Genomic DNA, 14,361 nt, shown 5'->3' with positions numbered 1-14,361 from the left:
AAGTGCGAACCGCGGGCGCGGAGGTAGCCGAATCAATGCCACGAGTCAAGGCGACAGCCAGATAAAACACAGCCAACCCGGTCCCGACAGATGCCGGAGTGCAGCTACAAACCCCTCGGGTGCCTTACGTAATACCCCTTTAAGCCGCGACGCTCCGGTTTCCAACGCGGCCCGGTCGAATTCCAAGTGCCTCCGGTGTCAAACCGCAAGCCGGCAATCGTCATAAATACATGACCGTCCCGAACATAAATGGTCACCCAGTCGCCATACCCCTTTTTTCCATACTCAAAAAACCCCTGCGAGACCAAGGGTCTCTCCAGTTTACCACCGGCACGCAAAACATAGGACACCGCCCCGGAACAGTCGTAGCCATGATCCTGAAACTGACGGTGCCCACCACCATAGACGTAGGGTTTACCCACCAGTGAGTTGGCAGCCTCCACCATCCACTTCACCTGTTTCGGGGCATGCGGTGGCGCCTGAGCCAAACCATCCGGTCCAATATACGCCGTTTTACCGTATTCAAAGCGATGCACCAAATGCCTATCCTTCGCCTTCAACTGCGAAGAACAAGAACTCGTCAGGCCACAACTAAGTAATACGCCAATCAGACAAAACACAATGAGCCTGTAATACTTAGACATATTGACAGTCTACTTTCATTCACTAGTATTGCCAATCCGAAAGTTTTGACCGTTCTCAGGGCGGCAACATCATCTGGCTCAGGCTCATCACACCCGGGCTTGAGGGTCTGCGAGATGCAGCACATGCACAAAAATATGACGATCCTTGATCAAACAAAGCAGCACATTTTTCACAGCATGACTAAAAAAACACACCTCTGAGGAGGCATGAACGATGGTTTCAGCGTATTTTGCGCCCCCCCCTCCAAACACCGTCCCTATTCACCCACACTTCGTCTGCAGCTCACCCCGATACGAAAATTGTGCTTGCAGGCTATGATTTCAATTCCTAATTTGATTACCGAAACGAGTCAGTATGTGCTGAGGGGTCCCTGGATCACATGGTCCAGACAAACAAAAGCCCCGCCCCATGCTGCCATCTCTTTCTGAATCCGTCAGCATTACCCTACGGCTCCATCTCCATATTTACTGTTTGTACCATGAAAAAATCGACCTCGATCCTCCTTGCCCTGCTCGGGCTTTCCGCCCTTGCCCTCTCATCCTGCAACACCATTGCCGGAGCCGGACAAGATATTCAAAAGGCAGGCAACGCCATTTCCAACAGCGCTTCGCGCTAATCCAGCATCCCCGGGAATGATCTCCCGGAGACTGCATCCACAGTCAAACCGCCCACAACAGCGCCATGAATACGGAAGAAAACAAAACAACACGTAAAAATGTCGCGATCCTTCTGGAAAAGGACTACGAGCGCCCGTTCCGCCTGATCCACGGTCTGCTCTCACACCCGGGAGTTCAGGAACGCTGTGCCTTCCGTAACTTTACCCTCTTCGAGGCCCGCCACGAAGATATCTTCTCCGAAGATTGGAAACCGGACGGGATGATTGTCTGTTACGACGAAAAGAAAGAGCTCTGGCTCAAGGACCTCGATATCCCGGTCGTCAACCTGATCGGCTCCGACGATGGACACCACCCGTCGGTGGGCACGGACTATCGCCTGTCGTCAAAAGCGGCCGTCGAGCACTTCGATACCCTCAATTATAAAAACCTCCTCTTTGTTGAAACCATGGGGATCGATCCGGCTCTACGCATGGACCAGTATCTCGGCCCCATGTGCGAAGAACGCCATATCAAGTTCAGCGTCACCACGATGCCGGACGCTCTGACGACCAAGGACATCGGTCAACTGGGAGAAATTTGCCCGGACCTCGACAAAGCCATCGAAGAAACCCTGAAGAATGATTCCACCCTCGGCATCTACACCCGCCACGATCTCCGCGGGCGCCTGATCGTCGATTACCTGACCCGCAAAGGAATCGATATCCCAGGCACCGTCGGCGTGTTAGGCTGCTTCGATTGCGTCGATGCCAAGCTCTGTGACCCTCCGCTATCAAGCGTCATGCTGAGAGACATGGAAATCGGTGCCCGTGGTATCGCCAAACTGGAAAGACTCATGGCTGGCGAAGCCGCCGAGCCCAAACATGAAAAAATTCCACCGCGAGGCGTCCGTGTCCGCGGGTCCACTCTCGGCCAGTCCAAAGGGGAAATGGAAATCCTGCGCGCACGTAGCATCATCCGTGACCGGGCCAAAGACGGGATCACCGTCGATATGCTCGTTGATGAGCTCAACATTTCTCGCAGCACCTTTGAAAAATACTTCATCGCCCTGACCGGCCATTCCCCGGCGCAGGAAATCCGTCAGGTCCGCACCGACTGGGCTCGTGAGCTGCTGCTCACCACTGACCTGCCAATGACCCAACTGGCCCCACTGATTGGATTCAAAGACCGGCGGGCCTTTATTGTTTTCTTCAAACGCGAAGCCGGCATGACACCTGCGGCTTTCCGCAAGATGAACAAACGCTAAGAGCAAACTCAACGCCCCCGAAGCTGGTTCACACTCGAGTCAAAGGGCCGTCCAGAGACTCAAGCGTAAAAAAACAAGCAGCTCGGATCGACCAGTCGACCGGAATCGTCAAAGGGAACCCCCTCCTCACCAAGCAGACGGATTTTTTTCTCGATTTTGGCCCCCTCGGTCTGGCCGGAGTAGCCACCGATACTCAGATCCGTTCGAATCACCCGGTGGCAAGGAACATCCGGTGCGTAAGGGTTGCGTTTCAACGCCTGGCCAATCGCTTGAGCCGAGCCACATCCCAACTCCCGGGCCAACTCCCGGTAGGTCGTCACCTTACCCAGCGGAATCCTCTCCAAAGCCGCATACACTCTCCGTTGGAAATCGGTCACCCTGTCAGCATCACCAGCCATGATCCTATGCTTCTATGCCATGTTTACGGAAGGATCTGATCGTGCACAGCCGGGCCATCGTCCACTGAGTGAGACAAAAGCTTACCCGCAGCCGGATCAAAAACATACACAGCCGTCCAGCCTTCACCTCCGTCGCCAACATCCACCAGTAAGCGCATTTTATCACCCTGCTTATTAAAACTCATGGGATTGGCACTGTATTGATTCATCCACTTCGACCCTAGATAACGATACTTTGATGCCGGGATCGACACCCCTTTGCCATCAATGGCCAAAACCAAGCGATCCACCACAAATGCCGGTGGTGGCGTCCCCATGTCACCATACCATTTACTTACCGATGCATCCTTGGCCGCATCATACGCCCGCCACTTGATCACAGCAACAATCTCACGCCCGTCCTGCTTGGCAACCAGTTCCCCACCCATGGCGCTGGATTTGGCAGAGGCCTCCACCTTGTTCCAACTACCTCCTGTCTCGCTTGTCCCCCCGTCATGATTACCTCCACCACTGGGTGCACATGCAGCCACCGCTGCCCATATTCCGAATATCCATAGATGTTTCATCAGCCGCATCTTCTTCATCGGACGGCCTGCTGTCAACGTCCAAGTCCCCACTTGACGGATGGCCCCACGGCGAAGAGTCTGCCGGCATGCGCCTCGACCGCTTTCTCAGCCAGAACACCCCACACGGCCGCCGTGGCATCCGCCCACTGCTGTCTGCCTGCCGGGTGAGCGTCGACGGTCACATCACCCGCGATCCGGATCACCAGATCACCTCATTCTCACAGGTGACGCTGGACGGAAAAACTCTGCAAGCTGGCACGGAAGCGGTCTACCTGATGCTACACAAACCAGCAGGATTTCTCAGTGCCACCAGCGATCCCGTCCACCCAACCGTCATGGAATTGCTTCACCCCCGCGACCACCCGGAACAATTACATATTGCCGGAAGGCTCGACCGCGCCAGCACCGGACTCCTCATCCTCACCAACGACGGTCGTTGGTCACGAGACCTAACAAACCCATCCGACGAACACCACCAAGGTATCGGAAAAACCTATCTGGTTGACACGGCCGAACCCATCACCGAGGAAACCAAAATACGTTTCGAACAAGGAATCTACTTTGCCTATGAAGACCTAACCACCGGCCCGGCAGACCTGCAGATCATCAGCCCGACACGATGTGAACTCACCATCTACGAAGGACGCTACCACCAGATCAAGCGCATGTTCCATGCCGTCGGCAACCGGGTGACCGCACTCCACCGCACCAGCATCGGCCCGATCCACCTCGACCCCGCCCTCGACCCCGGCGAGTCACGCCGACTTCATCGAGAGGAAACCGACTGGTTAATTGTTAGAACTTCGTAGGGCCGATTGAAAATCGCCCGGCAAGCACGGAAACACAGAACCCTTTGTCTCTAAGACGGCAGCACACTTTGTTCCAGCATCTGCATCGCAAGCGGGGAGTAATCGAGTTTCATCGCGGCCTGCTGCCCCTGCTCACTCATCTTCGCCCACGTTTTTTTTACGATACGGATCATCTTCTCCGACTCCGTATCAGCAATCAAATCATCAAACTGATACTGTAAAAACACAAGACAGAGGGCGTCCTCAATTGTTTGACACTCAGCATCCTTCTTCAGGTTCTTTTTTAAGTTTAGTTCCTGAACCCGGGCAATCGTTTGCTGGTCAAAACCAAGAGCTTCAAGAATTTCTCCAGATTTTTCTGCGTGAAATTGCTTCAGCCCGGCACGCCATTTCAAGTACCCGGCACGCCCCATCGGCTGGGAGCTTCGGGGAACCTGCCACCGGCACAGATGCTGGCATCGCGATGCCAACTGCAAGGCTTCCGAAGCATCCGGCTGCAGAGCCATCACCCAGTCGGTCAGACGCCGGGAGAAAACCAACTCCTTCGGAGCAGCTTGGCCATCCACCTCGATCAAATTTGGATCCTCAGCATTCGCCGCATCAAACCGCTCAAAGGCAAGCCGAATTCGTTGTTGCTCGTTCATGAAGAAACCATGCACGGAAGCATCCAGGCAAACAAGTGCTTAGTCTGACCTCCTCACCCCTGGTCTTCCAGCCAGTTGGATGACCAAGGGTATCATTTGCATAACGAAGGCTCACGGCTCAACAAGAAACTCAGGTGGAGAGATGCTTTTGCCCCATCTATCAGCAACCTTGACTCTCATGGATTTTTCTTCATGATCCAAATGAAACTATACAACCCTGACCTCTCAGTCGGAAATGCGAAGTAGGGTCACTCATTTCCGCTCGTCTAGTCCAACACTCCAAATGCCCACATCATGATCCGACTTCTTCTAAGCGCCCTGATGCTTACCGCCCCAATCCTTCAAGCCGGGCTGGAATCCCTGCCGATCATCCGGCTTCAGGACGGTAAAGTCACCCCCACAGCATTACACTCAGAAACCCGCTACCTCGCACTGTATTTCTCCGCATCCTGGTGCGGCCCCTGCCGCGCCAGCACCCCGGCACTGGTCAAGGAATACGAGCGCATGCAGCAACGGGGCGACCGTAAGGTCGAGATCCTGCTCGTCGGCGATGATCGCTCCGAGCAAGCGATGCTCGACTACATGCAACACTACAAGATGCCCTGGCCGGCCGTCACCTGGCAGGCACGCCAGCAAGTGGAACGCTATGCCGAAGGAGGCATCCCCCAATTGACCTTGGTTGAATTAAGCACCGGCAAGGTCGTGGCCCGCGGATCGGGATCGAGCGGCGATGGCAGCATCGAATCCGTTGTTGCACGCATCCGCGAACTCCACGGCGACACCTCAGGCGAAGCCTTCCGGACCGAAAGTATCCTCGGTCGGTACCGCTTACTCATCGCCGTCGTGGCATCCGTCTTGGTGATTTTACTGATCACCAGGATGAGAAAAAAACACATACCGCACTGAGAAACAGAACGGATCTAGAACGGATCTCCCGCCTACGGCACCACTCCACTTTTCCTCACGATGTCTTATTTTGAGGTTTTCGTCACCTACCACTCCACGCTTTAATCTCAGTCATGGGTTCGCTGTTTGCACTGCTCGCCATCATCTTTATCTCGCTGCTAATCGTCCGGATCGGCACCAATGCGCTGATGATGACCGGCATGTCCCTGACCGCTTCCCAGTTTCAGGCAGCCTCCGCCTTTTTTGGGGTGGGCTTTACCACCAGCGAAGCAGAAATGGTGGTCCGTCACGCCGTCCGACGCAAGATTGTGCTCAACCTGATCATCGCTGGCAATATCGGGATCACCTCCGCACTCGCCACTTTGATCATCACCCTGTTCCGAGGAAGCACCGAAGACACCCAAAACCTACTCGTCGTTTTTATCCTGCTCTTTGTCAGTGCTGCCGCCATTTATTTCCTAATCAACACCCCCTTCATCAAAAAACCGCTCGATGTCCTCATGCGCTACTGGCTGGAACGTGCCGGTGTGGTCCGGGCACTCGACTACGAACTGCTACTCAACGTCCAGCAAGGGTATTCGGTATCCGATTTTAAAATCCATGCCGGTCACCCCTTTGCCGACAAAGCACTTCACCAATCGCGCCCCAGCGACCGGGGGATTGCCATTCTCGGGGTCACCAAACCGGATGGCAGCTTCGTTGGCACCCCAAACAAAGACGAAGTGCTCGAACCTGGCGACATCGTCATGGTCTATGGCAGCGAAGAAGCCATCGAAGCCATGGCCACCCCCACTCCATAACCTCGCATCCCCGCGACTCCTCCACATTTTTTACCTCTCCATCCATGGCCCGCAAACGCACATCCAACAAAGCGCCCACCCTGCGCAGTGACCTCGCTGTTCTCACCAAGCTGAACTTAAACACCTTTGTCCTGATCACCACGCTGTTTGGTTATCTGCTAGGTTCACGCTGGTTCTACGGCGTCTGGCTCCACGATGGCTGGCTGCTGGCCCACACCCTGATTGGCACCGGCTGTACCGCCTTTGGATCCGCTGCATTCAACCAACTGATGGAGATCGAGGAAGACGCACGGATGGAGCGGACCGCCGACCGCCCACTGCCGTCCCGCCGCATGATTCCGGTTAACGCCTTCGGTATTGGTTGGGGCTTGTCCGCCTTCGGTATTATCCATCTGGCAATCAAGGTGAATGCCGCCGCAGCGTATCTGGCCGCCATCGCCCTCGGGGTTTATGTCTTTATCTACACCCCCTTGAAACGCCGCAGCTCGATCAACACCCTGATCGGGGCCATCCCAGGGGCAATTCCGCCGATGATCGGTTGGGCAGCCATCGCTCCGAGCCACCCGATCCACCCCGGATCCTGGATGGATGGCCAGAGCTGGTACCTCTTTGCCTTCCTCTTCCTCTGGCAAATGCCTCACTTTGTGGCCATCAGCTGGCTCTGCCGGGAAGAATATGAAGACGCTGGCTACGCCATGTGGAGCAATGGTGACGCTTCCGGCAAAAAAACCGCCATCATCGCCACCGGTTTTACCCTGCTACTCATCGGGCTGGCTCCTCTGGCCCAAGCTCTCGGCTATGCCAACGTCATCTGGAGTTTTGGCGGAGCCGCCGCAGGTTTGGTCATGCTCTGGCTCTGCTGGGTGTTTAAATCCGACGCGGATAAACCATCGGCACGAAAACTCTTTTTCTACACCCTGCTCTACCTGCCGCTGTCACTCGGATTACTTGCTATCGGCTGGAACGTGCGCTAATTTCCCGCGCTTCCCCACCCAATGAAACCAGCTCAACGGAATCTGAACCATGGATCTAGAACCCGCAGAACGTAATCCGGCCGAACTCCGGCGCACCGCCTTCATTCTGGTCGCCATCATGATCATTGGTGCCGGATTCGTGCTCTACGCCTACCGCAAACACGAACAAAGCCAAGACCCCAAACGACCTCCCATCGTTGCCAAAATTTCCAAAAACCTGGCCGCCAAAAATCAACATAACCAACTCGTCAGCCTGTCCGAGCTCGAAGGCAAGGTCTGGTTCGCCGCCCCGATCTGCGTCAGCCAGCTCGATGAAAACCAACATGCCTTGGCGATGATGAAAGAGCTCTGGCAGCACTACAGCGACAACGATCAAGTCCGCTTTGTGTTTTTGTCAATTGAAGGGGCCGATCAAGGGGTCGAAGCAGAAGAGTTAATGGCAGCCATGAAATCGCTCGGTATCGATGACGACCGCTGCTGGTTTCTAACCACCGGTGACACCGGCAAACAGCGAGGGTATATCAAAGACCAACTACGGCTCGGCCTCGTCATTGAGCGGAAAGAAGGCGAAGCAGGTGGAAAATGGAAATTTCCATCCGAGATCGCCTTGATCGATCGTAAAATGCACCTCCGCCAACGCTACGACTTCAAGGAAATTTATCAGGCCCAGGAAATGGCCAAACAAAAAGTCGCCGCAGACCCGTCGCTCAAAGATAACGAAGAAGCCCGGTTTTATGTCAATGCGGTAGAAAATCAAAAAGCCAAACTGCTCAAGCATACCGACTACGTTCTCAGCGAAACCCGCACTGGACACGTCGATTAATCAGCCATCGATTAAGACTGACAACACAGGAATGAACAAAACCGCGGAGGATTGGGGTCAATCCTCCCTACCGCATCCTCTGACCCCACCCTCATTTTCTTAAAATTCACTTTCCACCCCATGACAGACAAAGGAAAAATCACCCTGATCTACCTCAGTGTAGCTGCGGCCTCCGCCCTCATTCTGGCCACCACTTTTTACCTGCGAAATCAGCAGGTGAAACCCTCACTGCAACTCCCCCCGAGTGAACCCGGCATTGTTCTCAGCAAGGACCTCACGCTCACCAATCAAGATGGCAAGGAAGTCAAACTTTCCGATCTCAAAGGCAAGGTTTGGGCCTTTGCCCAGTTCTATGCCACCTGCCCGATGTGCGCCAAACGCAACTCCCAGGGGCTGAAGCAAGTCTACGAGACCTTCAAAGGCGAGCCCGGGTTCCAACTTGTCTGCATCACCGTCAACCCCGAGGAAGACAGCCCGGAGAAAATGAAAACCTACGCAGAAAGCCTGGGCGCGGATACCTCGAACTGGTGGTTCCTCACCGGTGACCCCGCGGCACTGAAATCCTACATGGTCGATGAAATGAAATACGACCCGATCCAACGACGCGAAGACCCGGATGAAGCCGCCACCAAGGGAGAACTCGCCCACAACATGTCCATCGCCGTCTACGACCGCAACATGGGAATGGTCGGCCGCCGCGACCTCTACAGCGCCCGCCAACAGGGTGATGCCGTTTACCAGGAAACCGAAAAAGTCCTACACGATATGATCCGCAAAGAGCTCGATAAAAAGTAGGGGAAGTTTCCAACCTGTCATCAAGCTTTGCCCACCGACCCTAGATAGCGTCATGCAAGATTACCTCTCACAAGAGCCCAATCCCAGACAGCTCAAAATCCTGACCCGAGCTTCGTGGACTGTGAGCATTCTCATCTTTGTGGTCATTTCCGCCATGGGGCGATACAAGTTCAAGGTCGATGTCGATTTCTCGTTTCTCCCGGCACTACACGCCATTCTGAACTCGCTGGTTGCGATCTGTCTAGTGCTCGCCGTCCTTGCTATCAAAAAGAAAAACATCGCCGGGCACAAACGTTTCATCGGTGCTGCTGTTCTATTTTCCACCCTCTTTCTCGTCAGTTATGTAACCTATCACAGCACCCACGGTGAGGTCCGCCACGGGGGAGAAGGGGCCGTTAAAACCCTTTATCTGATCATTCTGGCCAGCCACATCCTGCTGGCGGCGGTCAGCCTGCCGTTCATCCTGATCACCCTGTCACTGGGTGTAAGCCACCACTTTGAACGCCATCGAAAAATGGCCCGCTGGGTCTTCCCCCTTTGGCTCTATGTCGCCATTACCGGCCCGGTTTGTTATCTGATGCTGAGGCCATACTATTAAAAAAGCGGCGAAGGCCCCGTGCCACCGCCGCTGAACAAAGGGATTCACGCTTACTTACGTCATCGAAGGATCAACGCCAAACCACTGAGGCTTCCCCCCCCGATTTGGATGCAATGCTGGCAGCCGTTTTCGAATCGACTCCGACTGCCAGCACGACAAGTCCCGTTATTGTGTGTCCATATGTGTTTTTTTAGATGTGTTTCATGTTTTTTTACCGCAGCAGATGTCGATCAAGTTGCGATCAAGTTGACCACCAATCTGCTGCAGGGTTCTATTTGTAATGACCATTAACATACAAGGTCAATACCGAAGCTCATAAAAACCATAAATTTGAGGTTTTTACTAAAAATCAAACCTAACGAACCCACAGCGAAGACAGCGCCTTTTTCACCTGCTCACGGGTTCCCATTTTTTTCGGTTGATCGTATCCGAGCCAGATCACCGATACTGAGCGAGCATCCACACGCACGCCCCAAGCATCGCGACACGACCCAGTGACGTCAACCCACTCTGTCTTTCCATATGCCTGCTTCACCTCGGCCATGGCATCCCGTGCGGAATCCGGGCGGATCGCCTGGCTCGCCCCCGGTTCATATCGGTATAACTCGCGGCCTTGCTCATCGGTGATTCGCTCGATAAAATGCAATCTAGGCTTTTTCCCATGGTTTGCAAGAATGGACGAAGCCATCGCCATCTCAACCGGACTGGCAGCTACAGCCCCACGGTAGAGGTCCTCGCTTTCTTGAAACGGTCCGCTGATCCCCAGACGCTTGGTCAGGCGGATCGCTTCCGGCACTCCGAGCTGACGTCCGGTTTGAACTGCCTGCCCGGGAATCACCACCTTACCTCGTTCATGGGCAATGGCCGAAAGAAACGGCTCATAGGCCGGTCCCAGATCCCGCTTCGCGCGATAAGCCCGATTGTAGGCAGAATGGTAGTATGAACGGCCACCACACATCGCCATCACCCCTCCGGTCTCCGCATCCATTTTCACCACAGCCGCCTGCAAATCGCCTACCTCATCCTTCTCCAATCCAGAAATCGGTCGACTGAGCAGAGCATCATACTTCCACTGGGTTTTGGCATCCAGACTTGTATGAATACGCAGCCCTCCATCCCGAATGTCATGTTTCTCCAACAGAACTTGCAAATGACGACGGATGCTTTCCTTCACATACGAGCTCCCCCGGCCCCGATCCTTCTCAGGAACCAAGCGGATTTTTTCTGCTTTGGCCGCTTCGATCTCCTGCTCCGTCAAAAAACCACAAACAAGCATCCGCTCGAACACCTCATCGCGCTGGGCCAGGGCCCCGTCCCAATTCCTGAAGGGCGAAAACACATGAGGACCCCGGATGATACCAACCAACATGGCGCATTCGGACGTGTTGAGCTCCGAGGTAGGTCGGCCAAAATACGTCTGCGCCGCCTCTTCCACCCCGTGGCATCCGGAACCAAAATAAATCCGGTTGAGGTAATGCGTCAGTATCTCATCCTTGCTGTAATGATGCTCGATTCTCAAGGTCAGCGCCATTTCCAGCAACTTGCGGTGCAATGATTTTGCCCGCATGTCATAGCTATTACGGGCCAGCTGCATCGTCAGGGTGGATGCTCCCTGGGTAAAGGAACGGTCTTTGATATTGCGCAAGGTCGCCCGGACCAAGCCCTTGGCATCTATCCCACTGTGCACGGGGAAACGTACATCCTCACGAGCTCTGAGCGCCTGAACCATCACCTCCGGAATTTCCTCCCGGGTAATCAATCGGCGGCGTTCACCATGGATATAAGCAAATTCCAGTCCGGTCCGATCGAGGATGACTGAACGCTCCGGCATCCGGGCCACCCGTTCGATGTCAAATTTGGAGGCCAGATAGAGGTAATACAAGCCGACCAAGAATGCCAGAAAAGCGGCGACCAGCCCCCACTTCACTACCCAGCGCACCGGCCCGGGAACCCAGCTCGGAACGCGTGATGGTTTGTTGGCAGGTTTCCAGCTCATGATCATCTATCGCTTGGTTTTTCACGACTCCGAGCAGCTGCACGGGTCGAGGCTTGTCAATCGTCAATCGGGACCGCCCTGGGTGCCACGGGCACAGCCCTGGGTGCCGCCCGTCTCCCCCCCCGGTTCGGAGCAAGGGCTCTCAACGGATGCACGACACAGTAATGATTTGGTGCTGGCGCAATATCCTCGGGAACCAAAGCCATATACGATGTCCCCTGACTGCGACAACCCGCAGTGGATCTCCCGGATGACCAACGACAAAGCTCAGCCGAGGTCAAAGGGACCAATCCAAATTGTTCCGCAGGGTAACCCAGCCGCGAGGCCGTCTTCATCACATCCGTCCAGATCGGAGCCGCCAGCGTGGAACCATAACCACGGTTAATAATCGTTTGAGGACGATCCATCCCGACCCATACCGCACAGGTCAGTGAACTTGTGTAGCCGGCAAACCACGCATCCTTGTAACTATCCGTGGTTCCCGTCTTACCGGCACAGGGTGCAGCAAAGCCCTGGTTCCGAATCACCCTGGCGGTGCCTCGCTCAACAACCTGTTGAAGCACCTTCGCAACACTCCAGGAGGCACCTCGCTGAGCTGCACTCACCACCAGCTTACCGGAATCACTCCCGGATGGCCAGACACGCTCACCATCCGAATTTCTGATCTCTTGAATAATATAAGGGCGATACCATTCACCATTGTTCGGGAACACCGTGTACGCGCTGGCCACCTGCCATGGCGTAGCTTCCCAAGAACCTAGATACGATGAAGGGGTCGCCGGAAAACCATCGATAAACCCAACATCCTCGGCGGTCTGCTGCACCCGTTCAATTCCAGCATAATTCCCCACCCGGACCGATGCCGTATTTCGCGACCTCACCAGAGCATCTTCCATTGTGATATACGACCCGAATGTGCCGTCGGAGTTCCCCGGAGACCACGACCTCGGAGCTCCCCGGATCTCACCTGGCACAATCCGGCTGTCCTTGATCCAGGTCTGGGGCATCATCCCGTTATTCACAGCGGTTAAATACACGAAAGGTTTGAAAATCGAACCAATCTGTCGTTCCGCCTGAATGGCGCGGTTATATTTTGACTCATCCGCACTACGCCCTCCCACCACGGCAATGACGGCCCCAGTTTTATTTTCGATCACGACGCAGGCTCCTTGCACATACTTCGGGGTCCCCCTGCGACCTGCCGGTTTCTGTAGCCACTGCTTACGCGTCTGGTGCCGGTACCCCGCCCGGTTTTCAACGGCGGTTAATTTCCGGTCCAGAGAAAGCTCGGCGGCCCGTTGGATCGTGTGGTCCACAGTCGTAATCACCGTCAGTCCTCCGGACTCGATGTTTTCTTGCTCGAGAATACGATCCAACTCACGCCTCACGGCATCCATCACATAAGTATCGAGCACGATCCTCCTATTTTTAGGTCGCACTCGCAGAGGTTCGGCCTTCGCCCGGTCCGCCTCCTCCTGAGTGATGTAGTCATTATACACCATCCTCCCCAGGGTCACATCCCGCTCCTGGGTTGCCTTTTCAATATTGCGAAAAGGAGAGAAGGCGTTTGGCCCCCGGATAATACCCGCCAACATCGCAGCCTCCGACAAACTGAGGCGACTCGCCGGCTTTTCAAAATAGGCTCTTGAGGCGGCTTCCACCCCACGGATTGTATGACCCCAGAAAATCCGGTTCATGTAGTGCTCGAGAATTTCCTCCTTCGAGTACCCCAGCTCAATCCGCACAGCCAGAGCCATCTCCATGAATTTCTGGTCGAGGAGTTTCCAAGTCGGTTTGTTCCTGCTCGTCTCAGGTTGAAAATACGTGTTTTCCGCCAGTTGAATGCTCAGGGTGGATCCCCCCTGTGCCAGTCGCCGACGCTTGACGTTCTCCACCGTAGCCCGCACCAGACCGATTACATCCACTCCGAAATGTCGGTAAAACCTGGAATCCTCACGGGCAATCAAGGCTTCACAAAAATGTGGAGAAACCTGATCATATTGAACAATATAGCGGTTATCTCCATGCAAACGTCCGAGCTCAGTTTTACCATCCCGGGCATAGACCAAAGTCCGGGCAGGCATCTGGGAAACCTTATCCAAATCATACGGAACCGATCGGAGCATGTAAATCGCCGCCACCACCGCAGCCACAAACACCCCCATCAAGACCACCGACCCGACAGCACGCAACGGCCAACGCACGATGGGATGCATGTTCCGCGTAAAATAGGCCATCAAACGAAATGGCCAGAAAAGCAGGGTGTAGGTAAAACTACGCTTCTTTCGAGGCGCCTGCTTTTTTTTCGCCGCAGCACCACGCCGCGCCGGCCTCCGTGCCGATTTTTTCGCCGATTTGCGGGCTCCCGCCCTCGATCCGGCTTTTGATCGTGCACTTGTTTTCCGGCCTGCCATGGTGATTGATAAATTCGATGAGTGATTGTCTCTTCCGATTGGTATTTGGTCCACCTCCATCGTAACAATACAAAGGCGGGGTGAACGACGATCCTACCTCAAAAAAACCAGTTCGACCAGCCCAGGCATTGAA

Annotated in this window: 15 protein-coding genes; 9 read left to right on the top strand and 6 right to left on the bottom strand. The window is 54.7% G+C overall.

Annotation, left to right across the window (positions count from 1 at the left end):
* Positions 1–104 precede the first annotated feature (104 nt).
* A complete protein-coding gene (locus tag HW115_RS06975; protein ID WP_178931867.1) occupies positions 105–644 on the bottom strand; it encodes a C40 family peptidase in 540 nt (179 codons plus the stop codon).
* A gap of 479 nt (positions 645–1,123) precedes the next feature.
* On the opposite strand from HW115_RS06975, the gene HW115_RS06970 reads away from it, so the two are divergent.
* The gene (locus HW115_RS06970) at positions 1,124–1,261 is read left to right on the top strand and encodes an entericidin A/B family lipoprotein (RefSeq protein WP_178931866.1); all 138 of its coding nucleotides are present in this window, start codon (positions 1,124–1,126) and stop codon (positions 1,259–1,261) included.
* A 65-nt stretch (positions 1,262–1,326) separates the two neighbouring features.
* Positions 1,327–2,505, top strand: coding sequence for a helix-turn-helix domain-containing protein (locus HW115_RS06965; RefSeq protein ID WP_178931865.1), 1,179 nt, complete (start codon positions 1,327–1,329; stop codon positions 2,503–2,505).
* Positions 2,506–2,564: 59 nt separating this feature from the next.
* Here HW115_RS06965 and HW115_RS06960 read toward each other — a convergent pair whose 3' ends face one another.
* On the bottom strand, positions 2,565–2,903 hold the full coding sequence (locus tag HW115_RS06960) for an MGMT family protein (RefSeq protein WP_178931864.1): 339 nt from the start codon (positions 2,901–2,903) through the stop codon (positions 2,565–2,567).
* 23 nt (positions 2,904–2,926) lie between these two features.
* Positions 2,927–3,469 carry a hypothetical protein gene (locus tag HW115_RS06955; protein WP_178931863.1) on the bottom strand — a complete coding sequence of 181 codons (543 nt, stop codon included), beginning with the start codon at positions 3,467–3,469 and terminating at the stop codon, positions 2,927–2,929.
* 86 nt (positions 3,470–3,555) lie between these two features.
* Between HW115_RS06955 and HW115_RS06950 the strand changes: the two genes are divergently transcribed.
* Entirely contained in the window at positions 3,556–4,278 is a 723-nt protein-coding gene (locus HW115_RS06950) for a pseudouridine synthase (RefSeq protein ID WP_178931862.1), read from the top strand.
* A gap of 50 nt (positions 4,279–4,328) precedes the next feature.
* On the opposite strand, the gene HW115_RS06945 is transcribed toward HW115_RS06950, so the two are convergent.
* A complete protein-coding gene (locus HW115_RS06945; RefSeq protein ID WP_178931861.1) occupies positions 4,329–4,922 on the bottom strand; it encodes a DUF4202 domain-containing protein in 594 nt (197 codons plus the stop codon).
* 294 nt (positions 4,923–5,216) lie between these two features.
* Here HW115_RS06945 and HW115_RS06940 point away from each other — a divergent pair, with 294 nt between their 5' ends.
* The 6 genes from HW115_RS06940 to HW115_RS06915 all read left to right on the top strand — a co-directional run bounded on the left by HW115_RS06940 (position 5,217) and on the right by HW115_RS06915 (position 9,818).
* A complete protein-coding gene (locus HW115_RS06940; RefSeq protein ID WP_178931860.1) occupies positions 5,217–5,828 on the top strand; it encodes a thioredoxin-like domain-containing protein in 612 nt (203 codons plus the stop codon).
* 113 nt (positions 5,829–5,941) lie between these two features.
* Entirely contained in the window at positions 5,942–6,628 is a 687-nt protein-coding gene (locus HW115_RS06935) for a TrkA C-terminal domain-containing protein (RefSeq protein WP_178931859.1), read from the top strand.
* 44 nt (positions 6,629–6,672) lie between these two features.
* The gene (cyoE, locus tag HW115_RS06930) at positions 6,673–7,602 is read left to right on the top strand and encodes a heme o synthase (protein ID WP_178931858.1); all 930 of its coding nucleotides are present in this window, start codon (positions 6,673–6,675) and stop codon (positions 7,600–7,602) included.
* 49 nt (positions 7,603–7,651) lie between these two features.
* A complete protein-coding gene (locus tag HW115_RS06925; RefSeq protein WP_178931857.1) occupies positions 7,652–8,425 on the top strand; it encodes a thioredoxin domain-containing protein in 774 nt (257 codons plus the stop codon).
* Between the two features lie 120 nt (positions 8,426–8,545).
* The gene (locus HW115_RS06920) at positions 8,546–9,220 is read left to right on the top strand and encodes an SCO family protein (RefSeq protein WP_178931856.1); all 675 of its coding nucleotides are present in this window, start codon (positions 8,546–8,548) and stop codon (positions 9,218–9,220) included.
* A 52-nt stretch (positions 9,221–9,272) separates the two neighbouring features.
* Positions 9,273–9,818 (top strand): DUF420 domain-containing protein, encoded by a 546-nt coding sequence (locus tag HW115_RS06915; protein ID WP_178931855.1) that lies wholly within the window; start codon positions 9,273–9,275, stop codon positions 9,816–9,818.
* A gap of 355 nt (positions 9,819–10,173) precedes the next feature.
* Here HW115_RS06915 and HW115_RS06910 read toward each other — a convergent pair whose 3' ends face one another.
* Positions 10,174–11,814 carry a transglycosylase domain-containing protein gene (locus HW115_RS06910; protein WP_178931854.1) on the bottom strand — a complete coding sequence of 547 codons (1,641 nt, stop codon included), beginning with the start codon at positions 11,812–11,814 and terminating at the stop codon, positions 10,174–10,176.
* Between the two features lie 56 nt (positions 11,815–11,870).
* Positions 11,871–14,228 carry a transglycosylase domain-containing protein gene (locus tag HW115_RS06905; RefSeq protein WP_178931853.1) on the bottom strand — a complete coding sequence of 786 codons (2,358 nt, stop codon included), beginning with the start codon at positions 14,226–14,228 and terminating at the stop codon, positions 11,871–11,873.
* Positions 14,229–14,361: the final 133 nt, after the last annotated feature.

Origin of the sequence: Oceaniferula marina (genome assembly GCF_013391475.1) — a bacterium.
In the GTDB taxonomy this organism is placed as follows: Bacteria; Verrucomicrobiota; Verrucomicrobiia; order Verrucomicrobiales; family Akkermansiaceae; genus Oceaniferula; species Oceaniferula marina.
The sequence above is the reverse complement of the archived record's forward strand: the minus strand, read 5'-3'. Positions and strand labels throughout refer to the sequence as shown.

Bases quoted from the DNA above. Each gene is read 5' to 3' on its own strand.
- HW115_RS06950 (WP_178931862.1), top strand. From the start codon at position 3,556: ATGCGCCTCGACCGCTTTCTCAGCCAGAACACCCCACACGGCCGCCGT.
- HW115_RS06975 (WP_178931867.1), bottom strand. From the start codon at position 644: ATGTCTAAGTATTACAGGCTCATTGTGTTTTGTCTGATTGGCGTATTA.
- HW115_RS06965 (WP_178931865.1), top strand. From the start codon at position 1,327: ATGAATACGGAAGAAAACAAAACAACACGTAAAAATGTCGCGATCCTT.
- HW115_RS06945 (WP_178931861.1), bottom strand. From the start codon at position 4,922: ATGAACGAGCAACAACGAATTCGGCTTGCCTTTGAGCGGTTTGATGCG.
- HW115_RS06915 (WP_178931855.1), top strand. From the start codon at position 9,273: ATGCAAGATTACCTCTCACAAGAGCCCAATCCCAGACAGCTCAAAATC.
- HW115_RS06925 (WP_178931857.1), top strand. From the start codon at position 7,652: ATGGATCTAGAACCCGCAGAACGTAATCCGGCCGAACTCCGGCGCACC.
- HW115_RS06970 (WP_178931866.1), top strand. From the start codon at position 1,124: ATGAAAAAATCGACCTCGATCCTCCTTGCCCTGCTCGGGCTTTCCGCC.
- HW115_RS06960 (WP_178931864.1), bottom strand. From the start codon at position 2,903: ATGGCTGGTGATGCTGACAGGGTGACCGATTTCCAACGGAGAGTGTAT.
- HW115_RS06905 (WP_178931853.1), bottom strand. From the start codon at position 14,228: ATGGCAGGCCGGAAAACAAGTGCACGATCAAAAGCCGGATCGAGGGCG.
- HW115_RS06910 (WP_178931854.1), bottom strand. From the start codon at position 11,814: ATGAGCTGGAAACCTGCCAACAAACCATCACGCGTTCCGAGCTGGGTT.
- HW115_RS06920 (WP_178931856.1), top strand. From the start codon at position 8,546: ATGACAGACAAAGGAAAAATCACCCTGATCTACCTCAGTGTAGCTGCG.
- HW115_RS06935 (WP_178931859.1), top strand. From the start codon at position 5,942: ATGGGTTCGCTGTTTGCACTGCTCGCCATCATCTTTATCTCGCTGCTA.
- HW115_RS06955 (WP_178931863.1), bottom strand. From the start codon at position 3,469: ATGAAACATCTATGGATATTCGGAATATGGGCAGCGGTGGCTGCATGT.
- cyoE (WP_178931858.1), top strand. From the start codon at position 6,673: ATGGCCCGCAAACGCACATCCAACAAAGCGCCCACCCTGCGCAGTGAC.
- HW115_RS06940 (WP_178931860.1), top strand. From the start codon at position 5,217: ATGATCCGACTTCTTCTAAGCGCCCTGATGCTTACCGCCCCAATCCTT.